The 25,245-nt window shown below is 58.0% G+C and carries 21 protein-coding genes; 11 read left to right on the forward strand and 10 right to left on the reverse strand.

Annotated features, from left to right (window positions below; genetic code table 11):
* Positions 1–23: 23 nt before the first annotated feature.
* The 3 genes from MA884_RS01885 to MA884_RS01895 all read right to left on the reverse strand — a co-directional run bounded on the left by MA884_RS01885 (position 24) and on the right by MA884_RS01895 (position 3,321).
* Positions 24–1,085: an AbrB family transcriptional regulator gene (locus tag MA884_RS01885; protein ID WP_256228768.1), complete on the reverse strand. Its 1,062-nt coding sequence runs from the start codon at positions 1,083–1,085 to the stop codon at positions 24–26.
* Positions 1,086–1,353: 268 nt separating this feature from the next.
* Positions 1,354–2,847 (reverse strand): tripartite tricarboxylate transporter permease, encoded by a 1,494-nt coding sequence (locus MA884_RS01890; RefSeq protein WP_256228718.1) that lies wholly within the window; start codon positions 2,845–2,847, stop codon positions 1,354–1,356.
* Between the two features lie 9 nt (positions 2,848–2,856).
* Positions 2,857–3,321, reverse strand: coding sequence for a tripartite tricarboxylate transporter TctB family protein (locus tag MA884_RS01895; protein WP_256228719.1), 465 nt, complete (start codon positions 3,319–3,321; stop codon positions 2,857–2,859).
* A gap of 622 nt (positions 3,322–3,943) precedes the next feature.
* Here MA884_RS01895 and MA884_RS01900 point away from each other — a divergent pair.
* The 5 genes from MA884_RS01900 (at position 3,944) to MA884_RS01920 (ending at position 10,675) form a co-directional block, all read left to right on the forward strand.
* Positions 3,944–4,741: an enoyl-CoA hydratase/isomerase family protein gene (locus tag MA884_RS01900; RefSeq protein ID WP_256228720.1), complete on the forward strand. Its 798-nt coding sequence runs from the start codon at positions 3,944–3,946 to the stop codon at positions 4,739–4,741.
* Complete coding sequence (locus tag MA884_RS01905) at positions 4,738–6,867, forward strand: acetate--CoA ligase family protein (protein ID WP_256228721.1); 2,130 nt, start codon at positions 4,738–4,740, stop codon at positions 6,865–6,867. The genes MA884_RS01900 and MA884_RS01905 overlap by 4 nt, the downstream gene beginning before the upstream one ends.
* Positions 6,860–8,941, forward strand: coding sequence for a 3-hydroxyacyl-CoA dehydrogenase NAD-binding domain-containing protein (locus tag MA884_RS01910; RefSeq protein ID WP_256228722.1), 2,082 nt, complete (start codon positions 6,860–6,862; stop codon positions 8,939–8,941). The genes MA884_RS01905 and MA884_RS01910 overlap by 8 nt, the downstream gene beginning before the upstream one ends.
* Before the next feature lie 5 nt (positions 8,942–8,946).
* Positions 8,947–10,152, forward strand: coding sequence for a 3-oxoadipyl-CoA thiolase (pcaF, locus tag MA884_RS01915; RefSeq protein ID WP_256228723.1), 1,206 nt, complete (start codon positions 8,947–8,949; stop codon positions 10,150–10,152).
* Positions 10,153–10,276: 124 nt separating this feature from the next.
* A complete protein-coding gene (locus MA884_RS01920) occupies positions 10,277–10,675 on the forward strand; it encodes a thioesterase family protein (protein ID WP_256228724.1) in 399 nt (132 codons plus the stop codon).
* A 193-nt stretch (positions 10,676–10,868) separates the two neighbouring features.
* Here MA884_RS01920 and MA884_RS01925 read toward each other — a convergent pair whose 3' ends face one another.
* From MA884_RS01925 to MA884_RS01935, 3 genes are all read right to left on the reverse strand, one after another.
* Positions 10,869–11,276 (reverse strand): VOC family protein, encoded by a 408-nt coding sequence (locus MA884_RS01925; RefSeq protein WP_256228725.1) that lies wholly within the window; start codon positions 11,274–11,276, stop codon positions 10,869–10,871.
* A 23-nt stretch (positions 11,277–11,299) separates the two neighbouring features.
* Positions 11,300–11,725: a YciI family protein gene (locus tag MA884_RS01930; protein WP_107322852.1), complete on the reverse strand. Its 426-nt coding sequence runs from the start codon at positions 11,723–11,725 to the stop codon at positions 11,300–11,302.
* A 209-nt stretch (positions 11,726–11,934) separates the two neighbouring features.
* On the reverse strand, positions 11,935–12,879 hold the full coding sequence (locus tag MA884_RS01935) for a helix-turn-helix domain-containing protein (RefSeq protein ID WP_256228726.1): 945 nt from the start codon (positions 12,877–12,879) through the stop codon (positions 11,935–11,937).
* 243 nt (positions 12,880–13,122) lie between these two features.
* Here MA884_RS01935 and MA884_RS01940 point away from each other — a divergent pair, with 243 nt between their 5' ends.
* Positions 13,123–13,887: an SDR family NAD(P)-dependent oxidoreductase gene (locus tag MA884_RS01940; protein ID WP_256228728.1), complete on the forward strand. Its 765-nt coding sequence runs from the start codon at positions 13,123–13,125 to the stop codon at positions 13,885–13,887.
* Positions 13,888–14,104: 217 nt separating this feature from the next.
* On the opposite strand, the gene MA884_RS01945 is transcribed toward MA884_RS01940, so the two are convergent.
* Positions 14,105–16,096, reverse strand: a complete 1,992-nt coding sequence (locus MA884_RS01945) for a sigma-54-dependent Fis family transcriptional regulator (protein ID WP_256228729.1) — start codon at positions 16,094–16,096, stop codon at positions 14,105–14,107.
* 191 nt (positions 16,097–16,287) lie between these two features.
* Between MA884_RS01945 and MA884_RS01950 the strand changes: the two genes are divergently transcribed.
* The 3 genes from MA884_RS01950 to MA884_RS01960 all read left to right on the forward strand — a co-directional run bounded on the left by MA884_RS01950 (position 16,288) and on the right by MA884_RS01960 (position 19,109).
* The gene (locus MA884_RS01950; protein ID WP_256228731.1) at positions 16,288–17,310 is read left to right on the forward strand and encodes a Gfo/Idh/MocA family oxidoreductase; all 1,023 of its coding nucleotides are present in this window, start codon (positions 16,288–16,290) and stop codon (positions 17,308–17,310) included.
* A complete protein-coding gene (locus MA884_RS01955; RefSeq protein WP_256228733.1) occupies positions 17,307–18,098 on the forward strand; it encodes a TIM barrel protein in 792 nt (263 codons plus the stop codon). Before MA884_RS01950 ends, MA884_RS01955 begins: the two co-directional genes overlap by 4 nt.
* Before the next feature lie 84 nt (positions 18,099–18,182).
* Entirely contained in the window at positions 18,183–19,109 is a 927-nt protein-coding gene (locus MA884_RS01960; RefSeq protein WP_256228734.1) for a sugar ABC transporter substrate-binding protein, read from the forward strand.
* A gap of 155 nt (positions 19,110–19,264) precedes the next feature.
* Here the strand turns inward: MA884_RS01960 and MA884_RS01965 are convergent, their stop codons facing one another.
* Entirely contained in the window at positions 19,265–19,834 is a 570-nt protein-coding gene (locus MA884_RS01965; protein ID WP_256228769.1) for a TetR/AcrR family transcriptional regulator, read from the reverse strand.
* 121 nt (positions 19,835–19,955) lie between these two features.
* Between MA884_RS01965 and MA884_RS01970 the strand changes: the two genes are divergently transcribed.
* Complete coding sequence (locus MA884_RS01970) at positions 19,956–20,714, forward strand: SDR family oxidoreductase (RefSeq protein ID WP_256228735.1); 759 nt, start codon at positions 19,956–19,958, stop codon at positions 20,712–20,714.
* 43 nt (positions 20,715–20,757) lie between these two features.
* Positions 20,758–21,555, forward strand: coding sequence for an NADPH-dependent F420 reductase (locus MA884_RS01975; protein WP_305518253.1), 798 nt, complete (start codon positions 20,758–20,760; stop codon positions 21,553–21,555).
* Between the two features lie 73 nt (positions 21,556–21,628).
* On the opposite strand, the gene MA884_RS01980 is transcribed toward MA884_RS01975, so the two are convergent.
* Entirely contained in the window at positions 21,629–23,050 is a 1,422-nt protein-coding gene (locus MA884_RS01980; protein WP_256228737.1) for a diaminobutyrate--2-oxoglutarate transaminase, read from the reverse strand.
* Between the two features lie 122 nt (positions 23,051–23,172).
* Complete coding sequence (locus MA884_RS01985) at positions 23,173–25,233, reverse strand: TonB-dependent receptor (RefSeq protein WP_256228738.1); 2,061 nt, start codon at positions 25,231–25,233, stop codon at positions 23,173–23,175.
* Positions 25,234–25,245: the final 12 nt, after the last annotated feature.

Consider the following 25,245-nt stretch of genomic DNA (forward strand, 5'->3'; position numbering starts at 1 on the left):
CTCATCAGCGCTTTTGCCACTCGCTAGGATGAACGCCCTAACTCGAACCTTCGAGCCACTGCAATGAACCAATGAACGCCCGGCATGAATATGCATATCCGCACAATTTGAAATGAAACAATAACTGCAACGTTGTAGCCAAGGAACTGCGCAGTCAATGCCATTTCAGTAACCCCTCCAGGCGCAGCACTGAGCACCATGACCTCCCATGGAAACCCTGACAGGACAGCAAACGCAACGGCCATCAAGCTTGTCAATAAAAGGAAAAAGAGCATGGAAATGACGATGGAGAGCGTCAGTCTAACCTCCAGAAATAGATCCTTTGTAAACACCGACCCTAACCAAGTACCCAGGACAACTTGAGCTACAGCCATGATTATCGAGGGGTAAGGAGCAATATGAAAGCCACTACTGGATACTGCGGCAGAAACCAGTAAAGCACCAAAAAAATAGGGATTGGGCAACCTGAGAAGTTTAAACAGCACAGCACCAGCCAAAGCAGAGATGGCTAGCAGCAAAACACCGCCAGGATCAAACTGGCTAACCACCCCACTATTTCGCTCAGCATTTCCTGGCCAACCATCCAACACATACAGTGCGATCGGGACGATGACCACGACACTCGCTATTCTGATTGTTTGAGACAGTACCACCACTCCCTTATTCAACCCGAACCTTTCAGCGATCACGGCAGCCTCCACCGGACTGGTGGGTATGGTGCATAGCAATGCCGTTGAATAATCAAGACGTGTAAATCGTTTAAGCAATAATGAAACAAGCAGGGCACTCAGACCTGTAAGAACAGCCAATCCAACAATAGCGAACCCCATCTCAAAAATAACGGCCAACGCATCGCTGGTAAATGCCAATCCCACGGTAGAAGCAATTATCATTTGGCCATAGGGTCGAGTTTTCGCCGAAACAGTCGCCCTCATCAAACCGGTAATATAAAGAAAGGCCGTTAACAACAGTGGGCCAATCATGAACGGCAAAGGCATCCCAATCTCTAGAAATACCTGCCCCACACAAAAGCAGAGAACATACAGCAACAACAACCGGAAAACGCCGAAAACATTTATACCCATCACGACACCCTCAATTTCTAACTCGCACCATGACCCATTATTCTAGAATGAAGGTAGTTACAATAGCATCCCAGCAAAACAATCGTGATACTCACAGTATTCGCCACCTGCAACCGGTAAAAAAAGAAAGCAACCTCCAAGCATAAAACAGCCCGACACAGCAAACCATGATTGGTTTGAGGTATCGGGCCTCAACCGGTCCAAATTTTCGTCAAAGTTCAAACTTTGCGATCACCTGACAACGTTGTTACTTTTATTTAAGCATCCATCACACCAAGCGTCCTCTGCTGAACTTATCATGCAGGAAGCGTATGGCAGGCGTCGCGAAAGAGAGCACTGCAACCGCCAGTAAAACCAGGGTCAGCGGGCTACTATAGAAAACATCATACTCACCATTGGAAATAACCAGCGCTCGGCGGAAATTGGTTTCGAGCATCTCCCCGAGCACCAGAGCCAGGATGATCGGAGCCAGCGGGATATCAAGCTTGCGCAAGACATAGCCGACAATACCGAAGGCCAGTGTGACGTAAACAGGAAACATTGAGTTCTCGGAAGCGTAGGCCCCCATCAGGCAGATGACCGAGACCGCAGCCGCAATAGCCGGACGAGGAATATCAGCTACTTTCGCCCAGTACCTCGCCCCTGCCAAGCCGATGAAAATCATCACTGGCACACTGACCCAAAGGGCCGCTATAACGGTGTAGGGAATCTCGGGATTCGTCGTGAACAGCAAAGGACCCGGCTGAATACCGTGAATCATCAGGGCACCGATCATGATGGCTGTTGTCGGAGAACCCGGAATACCCAGCGCAAAGAGTGGCGCAAGCGCACCCGACACCGCGGAATTATTGGCAGACTCCGCTGCGGCGATCCCTTCTAGACTACCTTTGCCGAACTCATTGGGCGTTTTCGATACTTTCTTGGCTACGGCGTACGAAACGAATGACGCGATAGAGGCTCCGGCACCCGGCACAACGCCGATGACATATCCAATAATAGAACTTCTCAACAAGTTAAACTTCAATTTCCCAAACGTTTTCAAAGGCACTGCAAGGATGCTGTTCACCGGATGACTCTTGGTCTTGGCAGAAGGCCCTGCCTCGACCATAAAAATAACCTCCGAAAGTGCAAAAAGACCTAACAGCACCGGCACCAGTGGAAAGCCTTCGAAAAATTCAGGATTTGGGCTAAATCGGGGAATACCGGTCTGCGAATCAAGACCGACCGTCGCAAGCGCCAGACCAATGGCCATCGCGATAGCGCCTTTGACAGGCGAACCATTCGACAGAGTAGATACAAGGCTCAACCCCACAAGGGCCAACGCAAAATAGGCTGTAGGCCCGAAGTTCAGCGCAAATTCCGAAAGAGGAACGGCTGTCAGGAACAACAGGACCGCACTGATAAATATGCCAATACCCGATGAAACTATTGATATCGTCAGCGCAACGCCAGCCTTGCCTTGTTGGGTTAGCGGAAAGCCATCCCAAGAGGTAGCTACTGCCGCCGCGGTCCCCGGCGAGTTGATCAGTATTGCAGAAATAGCGCCGCCATATTCGGCAGCAGCGTAGAGAGAGACCAAAGTTACGATTGACACAAGAGGATCAAGGCTATACGTAAACGGAATCAACAAAGCAACACCGAGACTCGGGCCCAACCCCGGGAGCGCACCTATCATATATCCTAGTAGTGCACCCACAATTAAACCGACCAACACCAGAGGGTCGGCAAAAGCCGAAAACCCGATCAATATATTATCAAACATGGTGATACCTCAAGAAAAGCTGACACCGAGGGCCAGAACGAAGATCGCATACAACCCAAGACTCAAGCCCAATGAAACAGCAATGATCTGGACAAATCGACGCTCACCCACAACAAGCATGATGAGAGAGGAAAGTCCTGCCACCCCAATAATTGGCCCCAGGGTATCCAAATAGCTACCGATACTTAGCAGCACCAAAACTGCGAGTACCACCGACAGGGGTCGAAAAATCGCGACCTTTTCTTGATTGCTCTTGCGAAAACACTTGATCACGCCGAGACAAAGCATCAGAGCCACAGCAAGAAGAGCTGAAACGGCGATTATTACGGGAAATTCACCCACGCCTATTCCATTCGGGCTTACCGGTCCAGGCAGGTTCATGGCATCCCAACAATACCCCCCAAACACGCACAACAGGGCAACCCCTGCAAGAACATCCAACACGCCAAAGGGCGCTTTGACTACACGACCCATACAGCACTGATCTCTTGCCGATTCCTTCGGCCTATCTGGAGTCGTCGATGCACTCGATGTGTTCATTTGCATTACCTCTCACCGCGACAAAAGTCTCGGATTTTCCACGCCTGCCAGTGGCGCGATTGTTTTTATTTTTTGGGCTGCCTACTTCCTGATGCCGCCAGGCAAACTTTTGCCCAGCTCCAGCTGTAGATTTAACGACCAGCAGAACTCAACCCGTCTTTTTACCGCGCCCCCACTATGACTGAACGCGCAGCAGCCCTGAACTGAGCATTTATTTGGTCTAGAGCAGCCGGTTGTTTGGCATCAGCTATCAGAACCTCAGTTGGGCCGACGCTCAGCCGCCCAGAATCCGTGCATCAGACAGATCCGCACCCCTCAACTTAGTGCTCACAGTCCACCCGTTGCTGGACAACCCGAACGACATCCCAACGTTTTGTTAGACCAATCGGCATGTTTAGTCATTTGAACAGCTGACTCGTTAACTCAAGAATGCTCAATAGGATGAATGAAGGGCTAACTGTCTCAAGCGCCAGATTAGTTGGCACTCACACAGTCAGCCTGTCATTCCGCCAGGCATAACTCGAATCGGTTTGATTAAATTACAAGAGAGCAAAAAATGAGTCAGAACAATCTCATCACCTACCACCAAGAGAACGGGGTTGCCATCCTGACCCTAAACCGGCCAGAAAAACGTAATGCGATGAGTGATGCCATGCGCACTGAGTTGGTACAGCTTTTGGAGGGCTTGCGTGGTGACCGTAATGTTCGCGCTCTGATCATTACAGGCACCGGTAAAGGGTTTTGTGCTGGCGGAGATATATCCGGCATGCAAGCCCGCATGGAAGCGGATCCAGCGGTCGTTGGGTTTAACGGCTGGGAGCGCCAGCAAGGCGTGCATTATGCCGCCAGCCTGCTGCTCAACCTGCCCATCCCGACTATCGCTGCCGTCAATGGAGCTGCCGCAGGTCTCGGCGCAGACCTCGCACTGTCTTGCGATTTTGTCGTGGCCGCCCGTCCAGCGACCTTCACTTGGGCTTATATCGCTCGTGGCCTCATCCCTGATGGTGGCGGCCTGTACTTTCTGCCACGGCGTGTCGGCCTAGCCCGTGCCAAGGCTCTGATATTTAGCGGTCGTCGTGTTGAAGCCGAGGAAGCAGTCCAACTGGGTATCGCAGACCGGATGTGTGAGGCTGACAATCTGCTGAGTACCGCTATCGCCATAGCCGATGAAATGAGTAGCGGTTCGCGCACTGCGATTGCCCTGACCAAGTCCATCATCAACCACAGCTACGAGATGTCAGAACACCAGGTGTTCGCCGAAGGCAGCAAAGCCCAAGGTATTTGTTATACGTCCCGGGAACACCGCGCCTCGGTGCAGGCCTTCCTCACTGCCGCCAAGGAGGCAGGCAAATGAAACAACAACTCCATGCACTACTTAACCCGAAAAGCATCGCCGTCATTGGCGCCTCAGCAGATAGCAATAAAACCTCTGGGCGTCCGATCTCCTATCTTTTGAAACACGGCTTCGGTGGCGCTATATACCCGGTCAACCCCAAAGCTACCGAGATCCAAGGCTTAACCTGCTACGCCAGTATCGAGGCATTACCGCAAGCCCCTGATGTGGGTCTTGTGCTGCTCAGCGCAAAACGCAGCATTGAGGCCGTCCGCGCTCTTGCCAAGCTCGGCTGCAAAGCGGCCGTCGTCTTGGCCAGCGGTTTTGCCGAGGCCGGTGAAGACGGACATGATTTGCAGCAGGAGCTCAAAGCAGCCGCAGGCTCGATGCGCCTTCTGGGTCCGAATACCATCGGTTTAGTCAACCTGTCCGCACGCATCCCACTCTCCGCCAGCGGCGCCCTTGAGATCAGCGATCTGCCCGCTGGCCATGTCGCTGTGGTCTCCCAGAGTGGTGGGATTCTCGGTGCCCTGCTCTCCCGCGCAGCAGGCCGCGGCATCGGCCTCTCGTCGCTCATATCCACCAGCAACGAGGTAGACCTTGAGGTCAGCGACTTCATTGACTACTTGGTGGATGATGAAAACACCAAGGTAATCGCGCTCTATCTGGAGAGTATTCGCAATCCTCAGCGCTTCCGTGAAGTCGCGCTGCGTGCCCGGGAAGCGGGTAAACCGCTGGTAGTGTTCAAAATTGGTCGTTCCGAAGCCGGCGCCACTGCGGCCAGCTCTCATACCGGCGCACTGGCCGGTGAAGACCGAGTCTACGATGCCTTCTTCCGGGAACTGGGCGTGATTCGTGCCAACACCTTCGACGAGTTCCTCGACATTCCCGCGGTGCTGGTTGCCGGTCGCCAGTTGGCTGGCCGCCGTGTAGCCATTCTGACCTCCACCGGAGGCGCAGGAACGCTGATTGCCGACAGTCTGGGGATGACCCATTTCGACACCCCCAAGCCGGATGCCGACACCGCTGAGAAGCTGCGTGCACTGCAGGGGGATACCCCCACCACTCTCGACCGCAACCCGATCGACGTGACTCTGGCCGGGCTTCAACCTGACCTGCTGCGCCAAGCGATCCGCACGCTGTTGAAAAGCGACAGCTACGATGCGCTCGTGGTAATTATCGGATCATCAGGTCTGGCCATGCCCGATCTGGTCGTCTGCGCCATCCAGGATTGCCTGAACACCAACAATAAACCCGTGCTTGCGTACGTCAGCCCCTATGCACCGGAGACGCTCAAGCGCCTCAACAGCGCCGGGATTCCGGGATTCTGCTCCCCGGAAAGCTGCAGTGCCGTGCTCGAAGCCTTGTACTTCTCCGCTCAGCCTCTCCCTTCCACACATGCGGTACCCAGTGCCCAGCTTCCCGATATGACCGCGCTGGCAGAGGGTTCGATCGATGAAGCGTCCGCCAAGGTCTTGTTTAGTCAAGTGGGTATCAGCGTGCCGGAAAGCCGTGTGGTCACCAGCCGTGAGGAAGCCGTCCATGCCGCTCGCGAACTGGGCCAACCGGTAGTCCTCAAGGTATTGGACGCTAACCTCCTGCACAAGAGCGATATTGGTGGCGTAGCCCTGCATCTGACTGCAGACACCATCGGAGCGCGCTTCGACCAGATGATCATGGATGTGGGCAGTCACGTAGGTTACCGCCCAGATCGGTTCCTGGTCGAAGCCATGGTTGCGGGCGGCCACGAACTCATTCTCGGCGCCAACCGTGATGCCCTAGGTACGGCGATCCTGCTGGGGGCCGGTGGTGTCACCGCCGAACTGTTCAAAGACACCACTCTGTGCATGTTGCCGGAACAGGGGGGGCTGACGCTTGAGCAAGCCAGGGCGATGATGCAGAAACTGACCACCTGGCCGTTACTCGATGGCTATCGTGGCTCCGTGCGCCGGGATACCGAGGCACTTGCCCAGGCAATCGTTAACTTCTCGGCCCTGGTCGCCGCGCTTGGCGACCGTCTGGTGACATCCGAAATCAACCCACTCTTCGTCCAGCCCGAAGGCCAGGGTGTTGTGGCGGCCGATGCCGTACTGGTCCTGAGCCAGGCAAGCGCCCACCCAGTCACCGGAGAAAGGCGCTATGGCTGAAGCACAAAATGACAGCCGGGTTCATCTTGCATATGAAGGTGATATCGCGGTCATAACCATCGATAACCCTCCCGTCAACAGCAGCACTGAAGCGGTAAGAAGAGGAATCCTGTCCGCGTTGGCGGACATCGATGTCGAGCAGACGCGCGCGGTCGTTTTGACCGGCGCCGGGCGGAATTTGATGGCCGGCGCCGATTTGCGCGAGCTTGAAAACGAACCAACGGAACCCACCCTGCCCCAGGTTACATCGGCCCTGGAAACCTGCGCTCTGCCGGTGATTGCAGTCGTAAAGGGATACACGCTCGGCGGCGGTTTGGAGCTGGCCCTGGCCTGTGATGTAAGGCTGGCAACGGCAAATGCCACCGTGGGCCTACCGGAAGTAACGGTCGGTATCATCCCCGGCGCGGGTGGCACTCAACGCTTACCTCGAGCGGTCGGCGTTTCCACAGCACTGAACATGATCGTAACCGGAAAACCGGTCAACGCAGGCAGAGCCTTGAAGCTTGGTCTGGTGGATCATCTGCTGATGGAAACCGATGCTCAAGCTCAGCACGCTGAAGTTCTGTCCTTTGCGTGCGACTATAAAGGGGGCAAAAGACCATTGAGCGCGCGCGCGGTTCCCCTTGAGGACAAGGCAGCACTGAAAGCACTGGCCCACAAGCTGGTGTCAGGCTGCCGCGGCCTCCCCGCGGCAGCCGTTGCGGCAGAGGTGGTCCTGGTAGCTGATGAGCTGAGCTTCGCAGATGCCATCGTCAGGGAGCGCTCACACTTTCTTGCCCTACGCGGCAGCGAATCGGCCGAGGCCCTGCGCTACCTGTTCTTTGCAGAGCGTACTGAGCCATATACTCCAGAGCAGCAAGTTGCGGGACGCACGCTCGAGCGAATAGCGGTCATCGGTGCCGGCACCATGGGCAGCGGCATCGCACTTTGTGCGTTGAATGCCGGATACAGCGTCGACCTGATTGAACTGAACCCGGAAGCTCTCGAAGCAGGCGTAAGCCGCATCAAGAGCGAACTGGAACGAGAAGTCGACCGGCAGCGTTTGAGCGCCAACAGCCGAGATGCCGCCCTTTCCCGCCTTACTGCAACTCAGGATATTCACGTCGTCTCAAATGCCGACCTGGTGATCGAAGCGATCATCGAGGAGCTGGGTGCCAAAAAGTCGCTGTTCAATAGCCTGGCCGCACTGGTGAGCGAAGATACTCTGCTGGCGACCAACACGTCCTATCTCGATATCGACAAGATCGCTGCGGGTATCCCACACCCGGAGCGCGTGCTGGGTCTGCACTTCTTCAGCCCAGCGCATCGCATGTCGCTACTGGAAGTCGTGCGCAGCAGCTCGACCAGCGATGAAACGCTTTGTACAGCGCTGAAGTTCGCTGGCTGCCTGAAGAAGAAAGCAATCGTCGTCAACAACGCCTGGGGCTTTGTCGGTAACCGGCTATACGCCGCCTATCGTCGCCAGTGTGAGTTCATGCTCGAAGAAGGTGCAAGCCCCGAAGAGATCGACGCAGCCATCGAGAGTTACGGCTTCGCCATGGGACCGTTCAAGGTGGCCGACATGTCGGGGCTGGATATCGCCTGGAGGATGCGTCAGCAGACCATCGATACGCGTCACCAGCGTCGCTACGTAGGCATTGCGGACCTGATCTGCGAAGCCGGTCGTCTGGGGCGCAAGACTGCCGAGGGCTACTACCGGTATAGCGGAGACAGCCAGCCGCAGACCGACGCTGCAGTCGCCGAGATCATCGCCAATTACCGTCTTGAAAAAGGCATCGAGCCAAAACCGTTCAGTCGTGAAGAAATACAGCAGCGCGCCATGCTGGCGTTGATCAACGAAGCCTTGCTGCTGCTCGGAGAAGGCGTCTGCCAGCGCCCGGAGGATATTGATATCGCCTTAGCCCACGGTTACGGATTTCCCCGCTGGCGGGGTGGGCCGATCTTCATCGCCCGCAAGATGGAGTTGGCTGAACTGAATGCCGCTCTGGACCGTTTCGTCGAAGTCTCTGGCAAAGGTCAGGAACGTGGTGATGCGGCCCTGATAAAACTTGATGCCAATCGCGCAAAGGAGTGACAACAATGTCAGAAGCTTACATTTGCGATGCTATCCGCACACCATTTGGCCGTTTTAATGGCGCCCTGTCATCGATTCGCACGGACGACCTGGCAGCGTTGCCTATCGAAGCGTTAATCCGTCGTAACCCGACGCTGGACTGGAGCCAAATCGACGATGTGATCTATGGCTGCGCCAACCAGGCCGGTGAAGACAACCGCAACGTCGCCCGAATGGCGTCGCTGTTGGCCGGCCTGCCGATTTCGGTGCCTGGATCTACGCTCAATCGCCTGTGCGGCTCCGGCCTCGACGCAGTGGGCAGTGCCGCCCGAGCGCTGCGCTGTGGGGACGCACAGCTGATGATCGCCGGCGGTGTCGAAAGCATGAGCCGCTCTCCCTATGTGCTGGCCAAGGCGGAGCAAGCGTTTGCGCGTAACCAACAATTGGAAGATACCACCATAGGCTGGCGCCTGATCAACCCGAAAATGCAGTCGATGTACGGAGTCGACGCGCTGACACTGACCGCCGAGAACGTGGCGGAAGAGGAAGGCGTGTCGCGTGCGGACCAGGACGCCTTTGCCCTGCGCAGCCAGCAGCGCTGGCAACGAGCCCAGGATTCTGGCTTCTTTGCCAACGAAGTTATCCCGGTGACAATCAAACAGCCGCGCAAGCCCGATCGGATCATTACCCTGGACGAGCATCCTCGCCCGCAAAGCGCTCTCGAAGGACTCAGTGGTTTGAGGGGTGTCATCAAGGAAGGAGGTACGGTGACAGCCGGTAACTCTTCGGGTATCAACGACGGTGCCTGCGCGCTGCTGATGGCCAGCCCCGACGCCGTTGACAAGCACGGGCTCACTCCGCGCGCCCGGGTAGTCGCCATGGCCACCGCGGGTGTCGCCCCCCGCCTCATGGGCATGGGCCCGGTACCTGCGGTGGAAAAAGTCATGCGCATGTCCGGCCTGCACATCGAACAGATGGACGTCATCGAGTTCAACGAAGCCTTCGCATCACAAGCCATCGCCGTGTGTCGACGTCTGGGGTTGAGGGACGATGACCCGCGGGTCAACCCTAACGGGGGCGCGATTGCCATTGGTCATCCTCTGGGCGCGTCAGGTGCGCGACTGGTCACGACCGCCCTGAACCAACTGGACCACCAGCAAGGCCGCTATGGGCTTTGCAGCATGTGCGTTGGGGTAGGCCAAGGCGTGGCACTCATCATCGAGCGCCTCTGACCTGATACGGACGTCGTGAAATAAACGCAGGCGTAAACCCTGCAGCCAGGATGCCCGTTTCAGCCCGGCTGACAACAGCGTTTGCAGTCGGGTTCATCGACCCACTCAGTCATAGGACAGGCACATGAGTCCTTATTTTGAAGCATCGATCAAGCCTCGCTTCAGCGAAACCGATATGCGCGGACATATCAATAACACCGTGATCCCTGTCTGGCTGGCGGACGGACGTGCAGCGCTATTTCGTGAAGAACTAGGATCCCGGGTACCGACAATGGTCGTCAACCTGAACGTCGATTTCAGCCGTGAGCTTCACTGGGGATCGCTGGTTACAGTGCGAACCGCCGTCGAAAGAATCGGCAACAGTTCCGTCTGCTTCCTACAGGAGTTGTGGCAGAACGATCGGCCGTGTGTTCAGGCACGAACGACCATCGTGACTCTCGATATCGAGACGCGCAAACCGCTCCGCGTACCAGACATCGAAAGAGCTTTGTTGACTCCGTACCTGACAAGCGCTGAGAAATAGGTTGGTCTGCACGTTGTCCCCTACTCTGCTCCTAATGCAACGCGGAAAACATACGCGATCGAATAAACCTGGGCGCGGAAACGGTCCTCATTATTGACCCGGTTGCCCATCAAATTAGTTTAATGAACCGAATGCCCATCCGATGCTCAAGTCGTCGGCCAACTACAGGCCGACGACCTAGGCATTATTCGGCTTATTTCCCGCCCTCGCAGTTGACCATCCAGGCAATCCCGAAACGGTCTTCAAACATGGCGAAGCGCTCCGCCCAAAAGGTCTTCGCCAAGGGCATCTGTACGTTGCCACCCGCACTCAAGCCGTTGAACAGCCGCTCGGCCTCCTCCACGCTGTCGACGTTGAGGGAAACCGAAACGCCTTGCGGCTGGCGATACGGCTGGCCTGGCGGGCAATCGGAAGCCATCAGGCTGAAATTGCCCACGGTCAGGCAGGTGTGCATGATCAGGTCGGCGTCCTTGGGCATGCCGACGTCCTCCGGCGCCTCGGCAAAGGACATGGAAAACAGCTCGCCGCCAAGTACCTCCTTGTACAACGCAAAGGCTTCCTTGCAGCGGCCGTTGAAGGTCAGGTAAGGGATGATTTTCATGCTCGCAACTCCAGTAGTCGGCTTCACGATTGATTGGACAACTGCGCCCGCAGACGCTCTTCCTGCTCGCGCAACTCGGGGGTAAAGCTCTCGCCAAAATCCTCGGCTTCGAAGATCTGGCGGATCTCGATTTCACTGTCACTGATCATCGGGTTCGGGCAGCGTTTGACCCAGTCGATGGCTTCCTGCAGCGACTGGACCTGGAAGATCCAGAAGCCGGCAATCAATTCCCTGGTTTGCGCAAAAGGCCCCTCGACGACGGTCCGGTTCTTGCCGGAAAACTGCACGCGCACACCCTTGGCACTGGGATGCAGCCCTTCCCCGGCGAGCATCACCCCGGCCTTGAGCAATTCTTCATTGTAGGCGCCCATGGCGGCGAGCAATTCTTCGCTGGGCATCTGTCCGGCTTCCGATTCCGGGCTGGCTTTGACGATCACCATAAATCGCATGCGCTTATCTCCTGAGAGTGGATGGATTAAGCCGCCCTTGTGGTGGCTCTACGGACTAATCGAATGGCAAGGGTCGAAATCGACAGCCTGACGCAATTATTTTTTTGGCAGGCCGTTGCGGCTTCAGCCATGGATCACTCGGACCAACGGCGCAGCCTTTCACACCATCCGAATGAACACCGCAAACCGCAGAACCTCTGAAACAGCCGTCAAGCCCGGCGATAGGCGCTGGGCGTGACGCCCACCTCGCGGCGAAATACCTGGGAAAAATGGCTGGGGCTCGAGTAGCCGACTTCCAATCCGACATCGATGATACTTCGGTCCGTCTCCAGCAGCAGATGCCGGGCCCGGCTCATGCGCAGGCGGATGAAGTACTGCGAGGGTGAAAGCCCGGTGGCGCGCTTGAACATGCGGCTGAAGTGGTACTCGCTCAGTTGCGCAACCCGCGCAAGATTCGCGAGGCTGAAATCTGCGCCCAGCCCCTCGGTCATTGCCTCGATGACGCGGCGCAGTTTGTAGGCCTGCAACGCGTTGTTGCGCCGGGCACTGCGGTTGGGGTCAAGGTAGCGCCGCACCAAGTGCACGGCCAGCGCCTGAGCCAGGCTGTGGGCAAACAAGGGGCTGGGCTGGCGCTCGTCGATGAGCTCCTGGCGCAGTTGCTCCAACAGGAAACTGATTCGGTCATCCCGGGCACCGGAAACATCGAGGAAGGTGACCGGGTCGGCGTGCTCGCCCAGTACCTCGCGCGCGGCTTGATCAATCAATGGCAGGCCGAGATACAGGTGCAACACCTCGAAAGTGTCACAGCCTTGGGTCTGCCAGCGCATCTCGTAGGGCTCGCCAGTGTTGGTGAGAAAGAAGTCGCCGGTCTTGACGTCGGACGCGACCCATTCCCCACCCAGAACGCGCTCCTCGACCCGAGCCGCGCCCGCCAGCACCCACACCAGCAGAGGCTCGACCACAGCGGGCACCAGGATGGGCTTGGCGATGCTGTGATGGCTGAATCGCAACATCACCACGTCCCGCATCTGCGGGCGCGGCGGTAATGTCCGCGGCGTTCCCGGCAAATAGTGCAGCATCGATTCGCCCGTGATGCGTTGAGCATCGCTGGCTGCGAGGTTTTGCGGATCGGGTTGGTGCACAGAATGCTCCATCGACAAAGCCCTCTGACGAGGGCTGGTGTCGATAGGATAACGCGGCGGCGGCCATGAGCAAGGTCGCGGGACAGACCGGGTGCGCCTGGGTCTCGCATGTTGGAGCAAAACCCCAACAGTCCAGGCAAGCCTGCGAAAGCCCGAACATGCACGTTGAGAGACAGTGAAGCCGTCGATAACGACAGCGCCTCACGGGCGCCGGGCCGGCGAATGTCTCCTCGGCTCGCAACGCAGGAGAGCATCATGACTGATATCACCTACCGCATTCCCCACGAAGTCGCCGGCAAAGTCGCGCTGGTCACCGGCGCGGCCAGTGGCATCGGCAAAGCCATCGTACTGTTACTGCATGCTCGTGGCGCCAAGGTCGTTGCTGAAGACCTGAACCCCACCGTCGAAGAGCTCGCCCGCCCCGGGCTGGTGCCGCTGGTGGCGGACATCAGCGAAGACGCAGCCGCCGAGCGCGCGGTCGGCCTGGCCGTCGAGCAGTTCGGTCGGCTGGACATCCTGGTTAACAACGCCGGGATCATCATCAACAAGCTTGTCATCGACATGACCCGCGAAGACTGGGAGCGCATTCAGGCAGTCAACGCCACTGCGGCCTTCTTGCATTGCCGCGAGGCGGTGAAGGCGATGATGCCCAACAGATCCGGGGCAATCGTCAACATCGCCTCTTACGCATCCTACTTCGCCTTTCCAACGATCGCTGCCTACACCGCGTCCAAGGGCGCGCTGGCCCAGTTGACCCGCACGCTGGCGCTCGAAGTGATCGAGCATGGCATCCGCGTCAATGCCATCGGCGTCGGCGATGTGGTGACCAACATCCTCAATGACGTGGTCGACGACGGCCCCGGTTTTCTGGCCAAACACGGCGAAGCGGCACCGATCGGCCGCGCTGCGCAACCGGAAGAAATTGCCGAAATCGTCGCCTTCCTCGCCTCGGACCGCGCGAGTTTCATGGTCGGCTCGGTGGTTATGGCCGATGGCGGCATGACCGTAACCGCGGGCTGATCGCACAGCAGAAGGGGAATGGGAATAGGAAATGCAACGTACTCAACCGACTATCGCCCGTCCCCCCTACGCCGCCATGTGGATTACCGCATCGCAAGTGACAGAGCAACCCGGCTCTTTTTGGCTGGGTGCTCTCGTCTCGCCAGCTTAAGAATGCATAAAACCAGCATCGGGCGGCGACTGGACGTCCGTTTCACCGTCAGCGTTGCGCCACCGGCTAGGCACGGAACGCATCAACCTTGAGTCCATACCGACTCATCTTGTTGTACAACCCACCACGCGACACATTCAGCCGTTGAGCAGCCAGGCGGATGTTTCCGCGCGTGTCTGTGAGGGCGGCGATGATTGCATTCATTTCATGGGTGCCAAGGTCCGGAGCCGTCCGCGGCTCAGGGGCGCTTCCCCACGTCGATGGTCGCCCTCGCTGCCTGATCTCCAGCGCAAGATCGCTCGGCTCGATCAGCTCGCCCATCGCCAGGTTGGTCGCCCGCTCAATGACATTTTCCAGCTCGCGAACATTGCCCGGCCAATGATAGGCGCCAAGCATATCCAGCGCCCCGGCTGAAAGGTCCTGCGTCGACTTGCGTAGCGACCGGGCACAACGCGCGAGAAAATGCCGCGCCAGCAACGGCACGTCCTCGCGGCGCATCCGCAGTGGCGGCACGGTCAGGTTCAGGACGTTGAGCCGGTAATAAAGGTCCTCACGAAAGGCGCCCTCAGCCACCGCCTGGCTCAGGTTGCGGTGAGTGGCGGCGATGATACGAACGTTGACCCGCAGCGATTTTTTCGCCCCCACTCGGGTGACCTCGCCTTCCTGCAGGACGCGCAGCAAGCTGACCTGCGCATCAAAGGACATGTCACCGATTTCGTCGAGGAAGATCGTCCCGCCATCGGCCAATTCGAACTTGCCTGCCGAGCCACCGCGCGCCGATCCGGTGAAAGCGCCTTCGACATGACCGAACAGTTCGCTCTGCACCAGGTCACGGGGAATGGCCCCGCAATTGACCGCCACAAAAGGACCGCCACAACGGTCGCTGGCATTATGGATCGCCTGGGCGAACAGCTCCTTGCCCGTGCCGCTCTCGCCGAGGATCAGCGTGGTCGAGTCACTGCGGCTGGCAATCCGCGCCAGGTGCATTGCACCCTGAATCGCCTGTGAACGGCCCAGGATGGTTTCGAAGGTGTAGCTGGCCTGGGTGCCAATGATCCGCCGGGTGATTTCCCGGATGCGGCGGTTTTCGCGCAACGAAACGATCCGCCCGCCTTGCTCCAGCGGGCAGACCGACACCAGGCATGCCAGATGGCTGCGGTCGTGCAGTTCAAAGGTGCAATCCAGATCCCGCACCCCTTCCCCGCCCCCAAACAAAACTGCATCGGTCAATTCGCTCTCCCCCAGGCTCTTAAAGGGACTGCCGAGCAGGTCACGGCCCACGCGGAACAACTGCCGGGCGTAATGGTTGAGCGCCTTGATGCAGCCCTGCTCATCCAAGACCACCAAGCCTTCGTTGAGCACCTCGAGGACTGTTTGTTGTTCTTCCAGCAAGGCTTGCAGCGCCATCTGCCTCGAGACCGCCTCGGCCGCGGCCTGGACGGTGCCCAACGTATGGAAATGAAACCAGCCTGGCTCTGCCGTCAAGGTCAACATGCCCAGCGTCCGCCCCCGGGTATCCCGGATAGGCGCGGCGGCGCAATGCATGCGGCGCTGGCGCAGGCCAAGCCCGAAGTTCTCCTCGGCCAGCACATACACCAAACGGTCTTCGACGATCGCCAGCCCGGTGCAATTGGTGCCCTGTACCGACTCCAGCAGGCGACTGCCTATGGGGGTGAGGTCCAGGCCACAAAAATACAAAGTCGTGCCTTGGGTATCGGTCAAATTGATATGGCCCTTGGGGTTGTAGGCGAGCAAACCGCGCATGACTTGCGCCGCTGCGGCGATCAGCACCCGGTTGGCTGCCAGTGTCGCGGCGAGGTCGTCGGGCGCGACAAAACGGTACTCACCGTCTTCTGGATCAAGGCCGGCATGGACGCTGCGCAACCAGGACGCCCAAATCACCCGCCGGATCCCGGCAGGCCGTTCGATAGCCCCCTGCAAGCACGCTCGCCAGGCCTCATCCAGCACAGTGCTGGGCCCTTCGTTCAATGACGCAGGGCCAAGCGCGGTGAGGTAATCGCGGTCTTCGGCGCTCAAGGCTGCAGGTTGCTGATTCATTATTCGGCCATGTTCATATTTTCGACATGTCAGTATAGACATGTAATCAAAATGAACATAAATGCAAACGACAAAGAATAAAATCTGTTTAATATCAATTAGTTAATTATTGGCACAGCGCTTGCTCCCTGCTTGAACAGACGAGGACATTCTTAGCGCCAAGTCGTAAAAACAATAAGGGAGTCATGTTCATGAGCACATCCAGGATCATCCGCCTTGGCCTCATCGGCGCTGGCCGCATGGGCAGTTTTCACGGCCTGAGCGCCGCCCGGCACATCCCCGGCGCGTGCCTCGCCGCCATCGCCGACCCTACCCCCGGCCAGGCCGCGCGCCTGGCGGCAGAACTGGACGTGCAGAAGGTCTACACCGACCCACAGCAATTGCTGGATGACCCGGACATCGACGCCGTGCTGATTGCCGCCCCGGCGCGCAGCCATGCCGAACTGGTGATCAGTGCGGCCCAGGCCGGCAAAGGTGTGTTCTGTGAAAAACCGATGGCTATCACCCTGGACGAAGCGGACCGCGCCATCGCTGCCGCTGCCGATGCACGGGTGACGCTGCAAGTGGGCTTCAATCGCCGCTTTGCCAGAAGTTTCCGCACCGCTCATCTGGACGTGGTTGCCGGTCGGATCGGTACGCCACAACTGCTGCGCTCGCTAACGCGTGATCCAGCGCTGAACAACCCGGCCGCATCGCCACAATGGGTGATCTTCCTCGAAACCCTGATTCATGACTTCGACACCTTGCGCTACCTGAATCCGGGTGCCGAGGCCGTTGAAGTGTTTGTGATGGCCGATGCCCTGATCGCACCGGCCTACAAGGACAAGGGATTTCTCGACACGGCGGTGGTCACGATCCGTTTCGACAACGGGGCCATCGCCACAGCCGAGGCGAATTTCCAAGCCGTGTATGGCTACGATGTCCGGGGCGAAGTGTTCGGCAGCGCGGGCATGCTGACCATGGGCAACGTCAACGACTCTGACTTGCTGCGGTACCTGGCCAATGGGGTCCAGGCCGACACCCAGCGCATGGACACCGACCTGCTGCGTGATGCCTATGTGGCTGAGCTCAACCACTTCGTCAGTTGCGTGCGCAGCGGTGAAAAACCTCTGGCCAGCGGTGAAGACGCCCGGGCGGCGCTGGCGATTGCCCGTGCCTGTATCGAATCCTTTCAGCAGGGCAAAACGGTGCGTGTGCAAGGAGCTCTGTCATGAGTTTCACACCGTTCAAACTGGCGATCAGCGCCGAGATGGTCTTTCTCGACCTGCCCTTTACCGAGCGAGTCAAACGCATCCATGCGCTGGGCTTCAGCGTCGAGATATGGAACTGGACGAGCAAAGACATCCAGGCCCTTGTCGCGACCGGCGCGGATTTCACCTCCATGACCGGCTACATCTCGGGCAATCTGACCGACCCCGAGGATATCCGGCAACTGCTCGACAGCGCCCAGGAGTCTTTAACCGTCGCAGCCCAGTTGGGTTGCCCGAGCCTGAACCTGCATGGCACCGGCCTGGGTGATCAGGGCTTGCCGGTCAAACCCGTGGCCCAGACCACTGGCCGCATGTGGTTGAGCGCCTGCAAGACGCTGGAAAAAATAGCCCGCCTGGGCGAGGACGCGGGCCGGGTATTCCTGCTGGAAAACCTCAACATTGAAGTCGACCATCCGGGCACGCCGTTCGCCCGCGCTGACGACACCCTGGCGCTGATCGAGGCCGTGGGCAGCCCGCACCTGAAGATGAACCTGGACCTCTATCACGCCCAGATCGGCGAAGGAAACCTGATCGAACTGATCCAGCGCGCCGGCAGCGCCATCGGCGAAATCCAGGTCGCTGACGTTCCGGGCCGCATGGAGCCCGGCACCGGTGAGATCCATTACCCCGCCATTGCCAGGGCCCTGTTCGGTATGGGATACAGCGGTGTCGTCGGCCTCGAAGGCTGGGCCAGCGGTGACAGCGAAGTCGCGCTTGAGCGTTTCAGGCAGGCCTTCACGCTTGATGGATGAAGCCGGCACTGGATTCATTAGAACCCGCGGCAAATTTTCATTTCTTGATGACGTTCAACTCATAACAACAAAAGGAAAACCATCATGCGTCGTTGCACACTGCTTTTCGCCACCCTGCTATTGCTCTTGAGCCAATGGGCCGTCGCCGACTATCGCATCGGCGTCAGCATCGCCAGGGTCGACGACAACTTCATGACCTATGTGCGTAACGGCCTGGATGAGGCCGCGAAAAAGGAAAACGTGCAGATTCAATTCGAGGATGCGCAAGGCGATGTGGTGCGCCAACTCAACCAGGTCCAGGGTTTTATCAACCAGAAAGTGGATGCGGTGATTGTCCTGCCGGTGGACACCTCCGCCACCGCCAACATCACGCGCGCGGCAGTCGCAGCGAAGACACCGCTGGTCTACGTCAACCGTCACCCGGACGAACGTACCCTGCCCAAAGGCGTCGTCACCGTGGCGTCCAATGACATTGAGGCTGGAGAACTACAGATGCGCTATCTGGCCGAAAAACTCGGCGGCAAGGGCAACCTCGCGATCATCATGGGAGACCTGGCGCAAAACGCTACCCGCGACCGCACCGAAGGCGTCAAACAGGTGCTCAAGGATTATCCCGGCATCAAGATTGTCGAGCAGCAAAGTGCCGAGTGGCAGCGCAGCAAAGGCATGGACCTGACCAGCAACTGGCTGCTGGCCGGCACGAGTTTTGATGCCATCGTCGCCAACAACGACGAAATGGCCATCGGTGCGGCCATGGCGTTGCAGCAGGCCGGCAAAGCCAAGGGCGAGATCGCGATTGTCGGCATCGACGGCTTGCCTGACGGCCTGGCGGCCATCAAGCGCGGGATGCTGGTCGCCTCGGTATTCCAGGACCCCAAGGCCCAGACGTCCAGCGCGGTACAAGCAGCGCTCAAAATGATCAAGGGAGAAGCGGTAGAACAAGACGTCTGGGTGCCCTTTCAGTTGATCAGGCCTGAGCAACTGGCGGTGTTTGAACAACATTACAAGTAGCGGACAGGCTCAACGAATCGCCGCGATTCTGGCTAGGGATCAGCGGCGACTCGCACATCCAATACAGGTGGTCGGAGTATGGCCACCGTGCTGGAGAGCGCGCGGCTTGTCGGTGGAATCTCCTACTCCAGCGCCTCGACGCGGCACCTGGTTTTCTACACGCTCTTTTTCAAGCTTTCAGGGCTGCCAGCGCATAGGCCATCCATGACCAGGTTCATCAATCTGGCGAGACGTGAGCGCCATTCACTCTGGGAATCCATTTGCCATATTCCGGCTATGGCTAGGAAAAAATCGTCGTTAGTGACGCCGCTACGAATCGTTCCGGCCTTTTCATTTGCCCTCAAAAGCAATTCGGCTGCTGCCTGGACTGGCGCGTACCCCGATTTCCCTGGGAACTCGTAAATAGAAGCTGCTTGTCGTATCGCGGTCGCAAGTCCCACCTTTGTCATTGCATATTCAGCGAGGCAGTCCATCCATTCTCGAAGGGCCTCCTTAGGTGGTTTTGTAGCGAGCAGTTGTTCTGCCAACAAGGCTACCTGCTGCATTTCAAATTGATAGAGCTCAAATACCAGCTCTTCTCTGTTGGCGAAATGGCGATAGAAAGTGCCCTGTCCCACTCCGGCTTTCTTCGCAATCGCACTCAGCGGGACCGCAGGATCGAGTGTCAGCTCTGCCACAGCGACCTTCAGTATTCGTTCTCGATTTTTCTTGGCGTCAGAGCGCATCGCCAATTCGTCATTCCTGGGCAAAGTTATTTCCTTCGCTGCATTGCAAAGCGGACAGTTGTCCGGTAATTTTTGTCTAAGTGGACACCTGTCCGCTTACTTCTTCTTACTGGAGTTTACTATGAACAGCACAGGCAACACGATTCTGGTTACCGGCAGCACCTCGGGCATAGGCCTTGGCCTGGCGCTAAGGCTTCACAAGGCGGGTAACAAAGTAATCATCGCGGGACGTCGTAAGGATCTGCTAGACAAAATCGAATCGGAACACCCGGGTATTGAATCAGTATTGCTGGACATCTGCGATCCAACATCCATCCAGCGCACCAGTGAAGCGCTTGCGATCAGTCACCCGAATCTGAACGTTCTCATAAATAACGCTGGCATCATGCACTGGGAGGACCTGACTGATCCGCAAAACCTGAGTACAGCCGAAGACATCGTGACAACGAACTTGCTTGGCACGATTCGCATGACGTATGCCTTCACTCCCCAACTGATCAAGCAGGCAAGAGCAACGATCATCAATGTCAGTTCGGCTTTGGCATTCGTCCCGCTGCCTGCAACTGCGACCTACAGCGCAACCAAAGCGGCGGTTCATTCCTTCACCCAAAGTCTTCGAGTGCAGCTAGAGGCCTCATCAGTCGAGGTTATCGAGCTTGCGCCGCCGGGTGTGCGTACCACTTTGCTTGGACAGGAAAATGACGAACACGCCATGCCTCTGGAGGAGTTTTTGGATGAAATTTTCGAACTGTTCAAGATCTCTCCGACCCCACAAGAACTTGTCGTCGAGCGCGCAAAGCCATTACGGTTTGCCGAAGCGAGCGGCTCACACAGTGAGGTCTTGAAGATGCTTGCGGGATACCAACCACCGGCAGAATGATGTTAACCGTGTGGGTAGCGTCTGATACGTCGCGACACGCTTAATGCATTCTCACACCCAGCCAAACGGTAATCGAATAGGGTTTATATGCGAGGAGGTTATTGACATGAAAATCGGAATTATCGGCGCGGGCAACGTTGGGGCTACGCTTGCCCGTAAGCTCGCTGCGTGCGGTCATGAAGTGAAACTGGCCAACTCGAAGGGTCCTCAGAGTATTCAGAACCTCGCCAACGAAATCGGTGTACAGGCGGTGGCCAAGGAAGACGCAGTGTCCGGGGTGGACGTCGTTATCCTCTCGATTCCATTCGCTAGCCATCCTGATCTCAGGCAGACGTTGAGTAGTGTTCCTGAGAAGGTCGTCGTCATTGACACATCCAATTACTATCCGGGACGAGACGGGGCGATCGAAGAGGTAGACGACGGCAAGCCCGAGAGCATCTGGGTAAGCGAGCAGATTGGCCGCCCGGTCGTCAAGGCATGGAACGCCGCCCTCGCAGCGACTCTTGCCGAGAAAGGCCAACCAGCCGGGTCTTCAACACGCATAGCCTTACCAGTAGCTGGGGATGACCCCCATGCTGAGGCAATCGTGCAGGATCTTGTCGAGGATACCGGCTTCACCGCGCTTGCCGCTGGCAGCCTTATGGGCTCATGGCATCAGCAACCAGGCACGCCTGCATACTGCACCGAACTAACACTGCCGGAGCTAAAACTGGCCTTGTGTGCGGCTGATAAAATCAGGGCGCCTCAAAACCGGGACGCACTGTTGGCCAGGTTCATGGCTCCCGGTGGTCAGTTTACACATGAGCAAATTGTTGCCACGAATCGTGCAATGACAGCCTGACTATCGAACTGCGCTCAACACCAGCAAAGCACAATCCGTTATTACATCGGGTGCACATCGGCGGATCAAATGATCATTGCGCGGAACGTTCGCTGAGCGTGCTCGCGGCCTGAAACAGGATCTGCCCCACAAAATCGATCTCCTGCTCAGTGATGATCAGCGGCGGCAAGAAGCGCACCGTCGCGCCGTGGCGCCCGCCCAGTTCAACGATCAAGCCATGCTTCAGGCAAGCCTGCTGGAAAGCCTTGGCCCGGGCTGTGTCCACCGGCGGATGGCCCTGTACATCGAGGGTGCCCTGGGGGTCGACGATTTCCATCCCGAGCATCAGGCCGCGACCCCGTACATCGCCGATCCAGGCGAACTCGTTTTGCAGCGCCTGCAGTTGTTTTTGCAGATAAGCGCCGACCTTTTCAGCGTGCTGGACCAGACCTTCATCGCGGATAAACCGCAAGGTCGCAGTGCCGGCCGCCATCGCCAACTGATTGCCGCGGAACGTGCCGGCGTGGGCACCCGGCTGCCAGACGTCCAGCGACTCGTGGTAGACCATGACCGACAGCGGCAACCCGCCGCCGATGGCTTTGGACAGGGTGATGACATCCGGCGTGATCCCCGATTGCTCGAAGCCAAACATCCGGCCACTGCGGGCAATGCCGCACTGGATCTCGTCGACGATCAGCGGAATGCCGTGGGCCTGGGTCAATCGGCGCAGTTCCTGCAGCCAGCGGTCCGGCGCGGCGATTACCCCACCCTCCCCTTGAATCGGCTCCAGGATCAGCGCCGCCGGTGCGGTCACCCCGCTTTCCGGGTCGTTGAGCAAGTGTTCCAGGTAACGCACGTTCAACGTGACTGCCTGATCGCCGGCCACCCCGAACGGGCAACGATAGTCGTGCGGGAACGGCAGGCGCTGCACACCTGGCATCAATGCGCCGAGGGCATTTTTCGGTGACAGGTTGCCGCTGATGGCCAGCGTACCCAGGGTCATCCCGTGATAGGCCCCTTCGAACGCCAGGACCGAATGCCGCCCCGTGGCGGTGCGGGTCAGCTTGAGCGCGGCCTCGACCGCATCGGCCCCACTCGGGCCGCAGAACTGGATGCGTGCATGGCGAGCGAACTCGCTGGGCAGACAAGCGAAAATTTCCTGGACGAATGCGTCCTTCACAGGCGTCATGAGGTCCAGGGTGTGCATCGGCACACCGGCCGCCATGACTTGGGTGATGGCTTCGATGATCACCGGGTGGTTGTGGCCCAGCGCCAGGGTGCCGGCACCGGCCAGGCAATCGACAAACACTTGCCCCCGGCTGTCCTGCACATAAATGCCATGAGCCCTTTCAAGCACCAGAGGAATGCGTCGCGGGTAACTGCGGGCGTTGGATTCCTGCTGTTGCTGACGTTCCAGCAGGGGTGTCGAATCGAGGCAGTAAGGACTCGACAGACCGGTGTGCAACAGGCGCAACTGTTGCGCGCCACCCGCTGTGACATTCGAAAAAGCACTCATGATTTCCTCCATGGAGGCTGGGTTTGGAAGGGAACGAACAGCCTGGAAACAAACATCCGAAACGTTGCAGGACAGGCGCGAGGAGATTGCCTCCCCGCGCCTTTGGGTTTACATGTCGTCGCTTACATATCGTAACGAAGGCTCATGCCCACCGTGCGCGGTGCGCCGACGTCGATGATGTCATCGTTGCGGTTGTTGGTGACGTATTCCTTGTCGAAGGCGTTTTTGACGTAAGCGGACACAGCGACGTTCTTGGTGACTTTGTACTCGGTGTTGAAATTCACCAGCACATAGGCGTCGCTCTTACGCTCACCAGTGACTTTGCCGTTTGAATCGAATTCATACTCCGAAGGCGCGGTACCCTGATAGACAATGTCCGTGCCGAATATCAGACGGTCGTCGAAGCGATAGACACCCCCTACCGAAGCCTTGTACTTAGGCGAATAGAGGAACGACTCGCCGCTCCTGTCCTGACCGCTGCCTGTGACGAAGTCCTTATATTTGCTATCGGTCACGGCGGCGCCGACGTTCAAGGTCAGTTGCTCGGTGATGTCCTTCTCTACGAAGACTTCCAGCCCCTTGATATCGCTGCGACCGGCGTTGAAGACATCAATGAAGTCGCTGCCGTTGCGCCTAACACTGACCTGCTGGTCCTTCCAATCCGTGTAGTACAGGTTGGCGCGGGTACGCAGGGACTTGTCGAAGAACGAACCGCGGTAGGACAGCTCGTAGTTGGTGGTGTATTCCGGATCGTAGGCTTGGTGACCGCTACCGGAACGCAGGTTGACGCCACCGCCGCGGTAGCCTTTTTGCACCATGAAACCGAGGTATTGGTTCGCGGCCAGCTCGTAGTCGATGCCGAGTTTCGGCAGCACGGCGTCAAATGACTTTTTGACTTTGGCGGATTCGGAGAAATCGTCCTGCTCGACGTCGGTGTCGTTGGTCTCGTGGTCGTAACGCAGGCCGGTGATCAAGGTCCAGCGCGGTGCGAACGTCCAGTTGACTTCACCGAACACGGCCTTGTTCTCGATCGTGGTATCGCCCTTGACCGTACCGAACAGCACGTCATCGAAAAACAGCCGGTCGTGGAAGTCGTTGCTGTTGTGGCCGTAGTACGCCCCCACAAAGCTCTTCACCGTGTCCGAGGTGTAATTCAAGCGCAGCTCCTGACTGAACAGGTTACCGTCTTGCTTGCGCAGAACGACCTCGTTGTCCACGGCATTCTGGTCGAAGTCCAGACGGTTGCTGTAGTCGGTACTGGTATTGGCGGTCATGCTCGTCAGCGACCAGTCATCATTCAGGCGGTAATCCACCTTGGCGCTGAGGGTGTCCTGCTTGAGGTTGTCGAACGCCTTGGTGTTGGACGCGATATCGTAATAGCTCGGCTTGCCGTTGACGCGCATGGTCGAACGGTCGCCCTGGCGATGCTCGCTGTGGGCGTAGGTCAGCAGGACGTCGGTGTCGTCGTTGGGCAGGATCAGCAATTTACCGCGGGTGTTACTGGTGCGACGCGGGTTGGCGTCGTCATTGAACGTGGTGTTGCGGATGTAGCCGTCACCTTCGCCGTAGTCCACGGCGATACGCCCGGCGATCTTGTCGTCGACGATCGAGCCACCACCGGCCACCGCCGCCCCGCGCTCACCATAATTGCCCACATTGGTTTGCGCCGAGAAGCTCGGTTCGAAGGTTGGGTTCTTGGTCCGGATAACCACCGCGCCGGCCAGGGAGTTACGGCCCTGGGTGGTGGATTGCGGGCCAAGGAATACTTCGACCTGCTCGGCATCCCAGAGCGGGACCGGGCTGAGGGTCAGCGCACGGTTCGGCTGTACGGCACCGTCGACATAAACGGACACGGCACCATTGAGGGTCGCTGGGCCCTGATCGTCAAAACCGGACACCGGCACACCACGGATACCCCAGTTTTCATTGCCGGCCTGGCTATAGACGCCGGGCGTGCGGGCAAATACATCCACCAGGTCCTTGTCGCCGTGCTCACGCAGATTCTTGTCGGTGAGGACCACGACGCTGGACTGGGTCTGCTCAAGCGTGCGGTCGATTTTTTCACCTGTCACGGTGATCGGAGCAATTTCCATCGTGCCGGCTTCTTCGGCCGCCCATGCAGCGTTGCTCAGGCCTATGGCCGACCCTACAGCCAACGCAATTGTGTTCTTTTTGAAATTCACGCCCCGCTCCCC

The organism is Pseudomonas sp. Q11, assembly GCF_024494355.1.
Classification (GTDB): domain Bacteria; phylum Pseudomonadota; class Gammaproteobacteria; order Pseudomonadales; family Pseudomonadaceae; genus Aquipseudomonas; species Aquipseudomonas hefeiensis.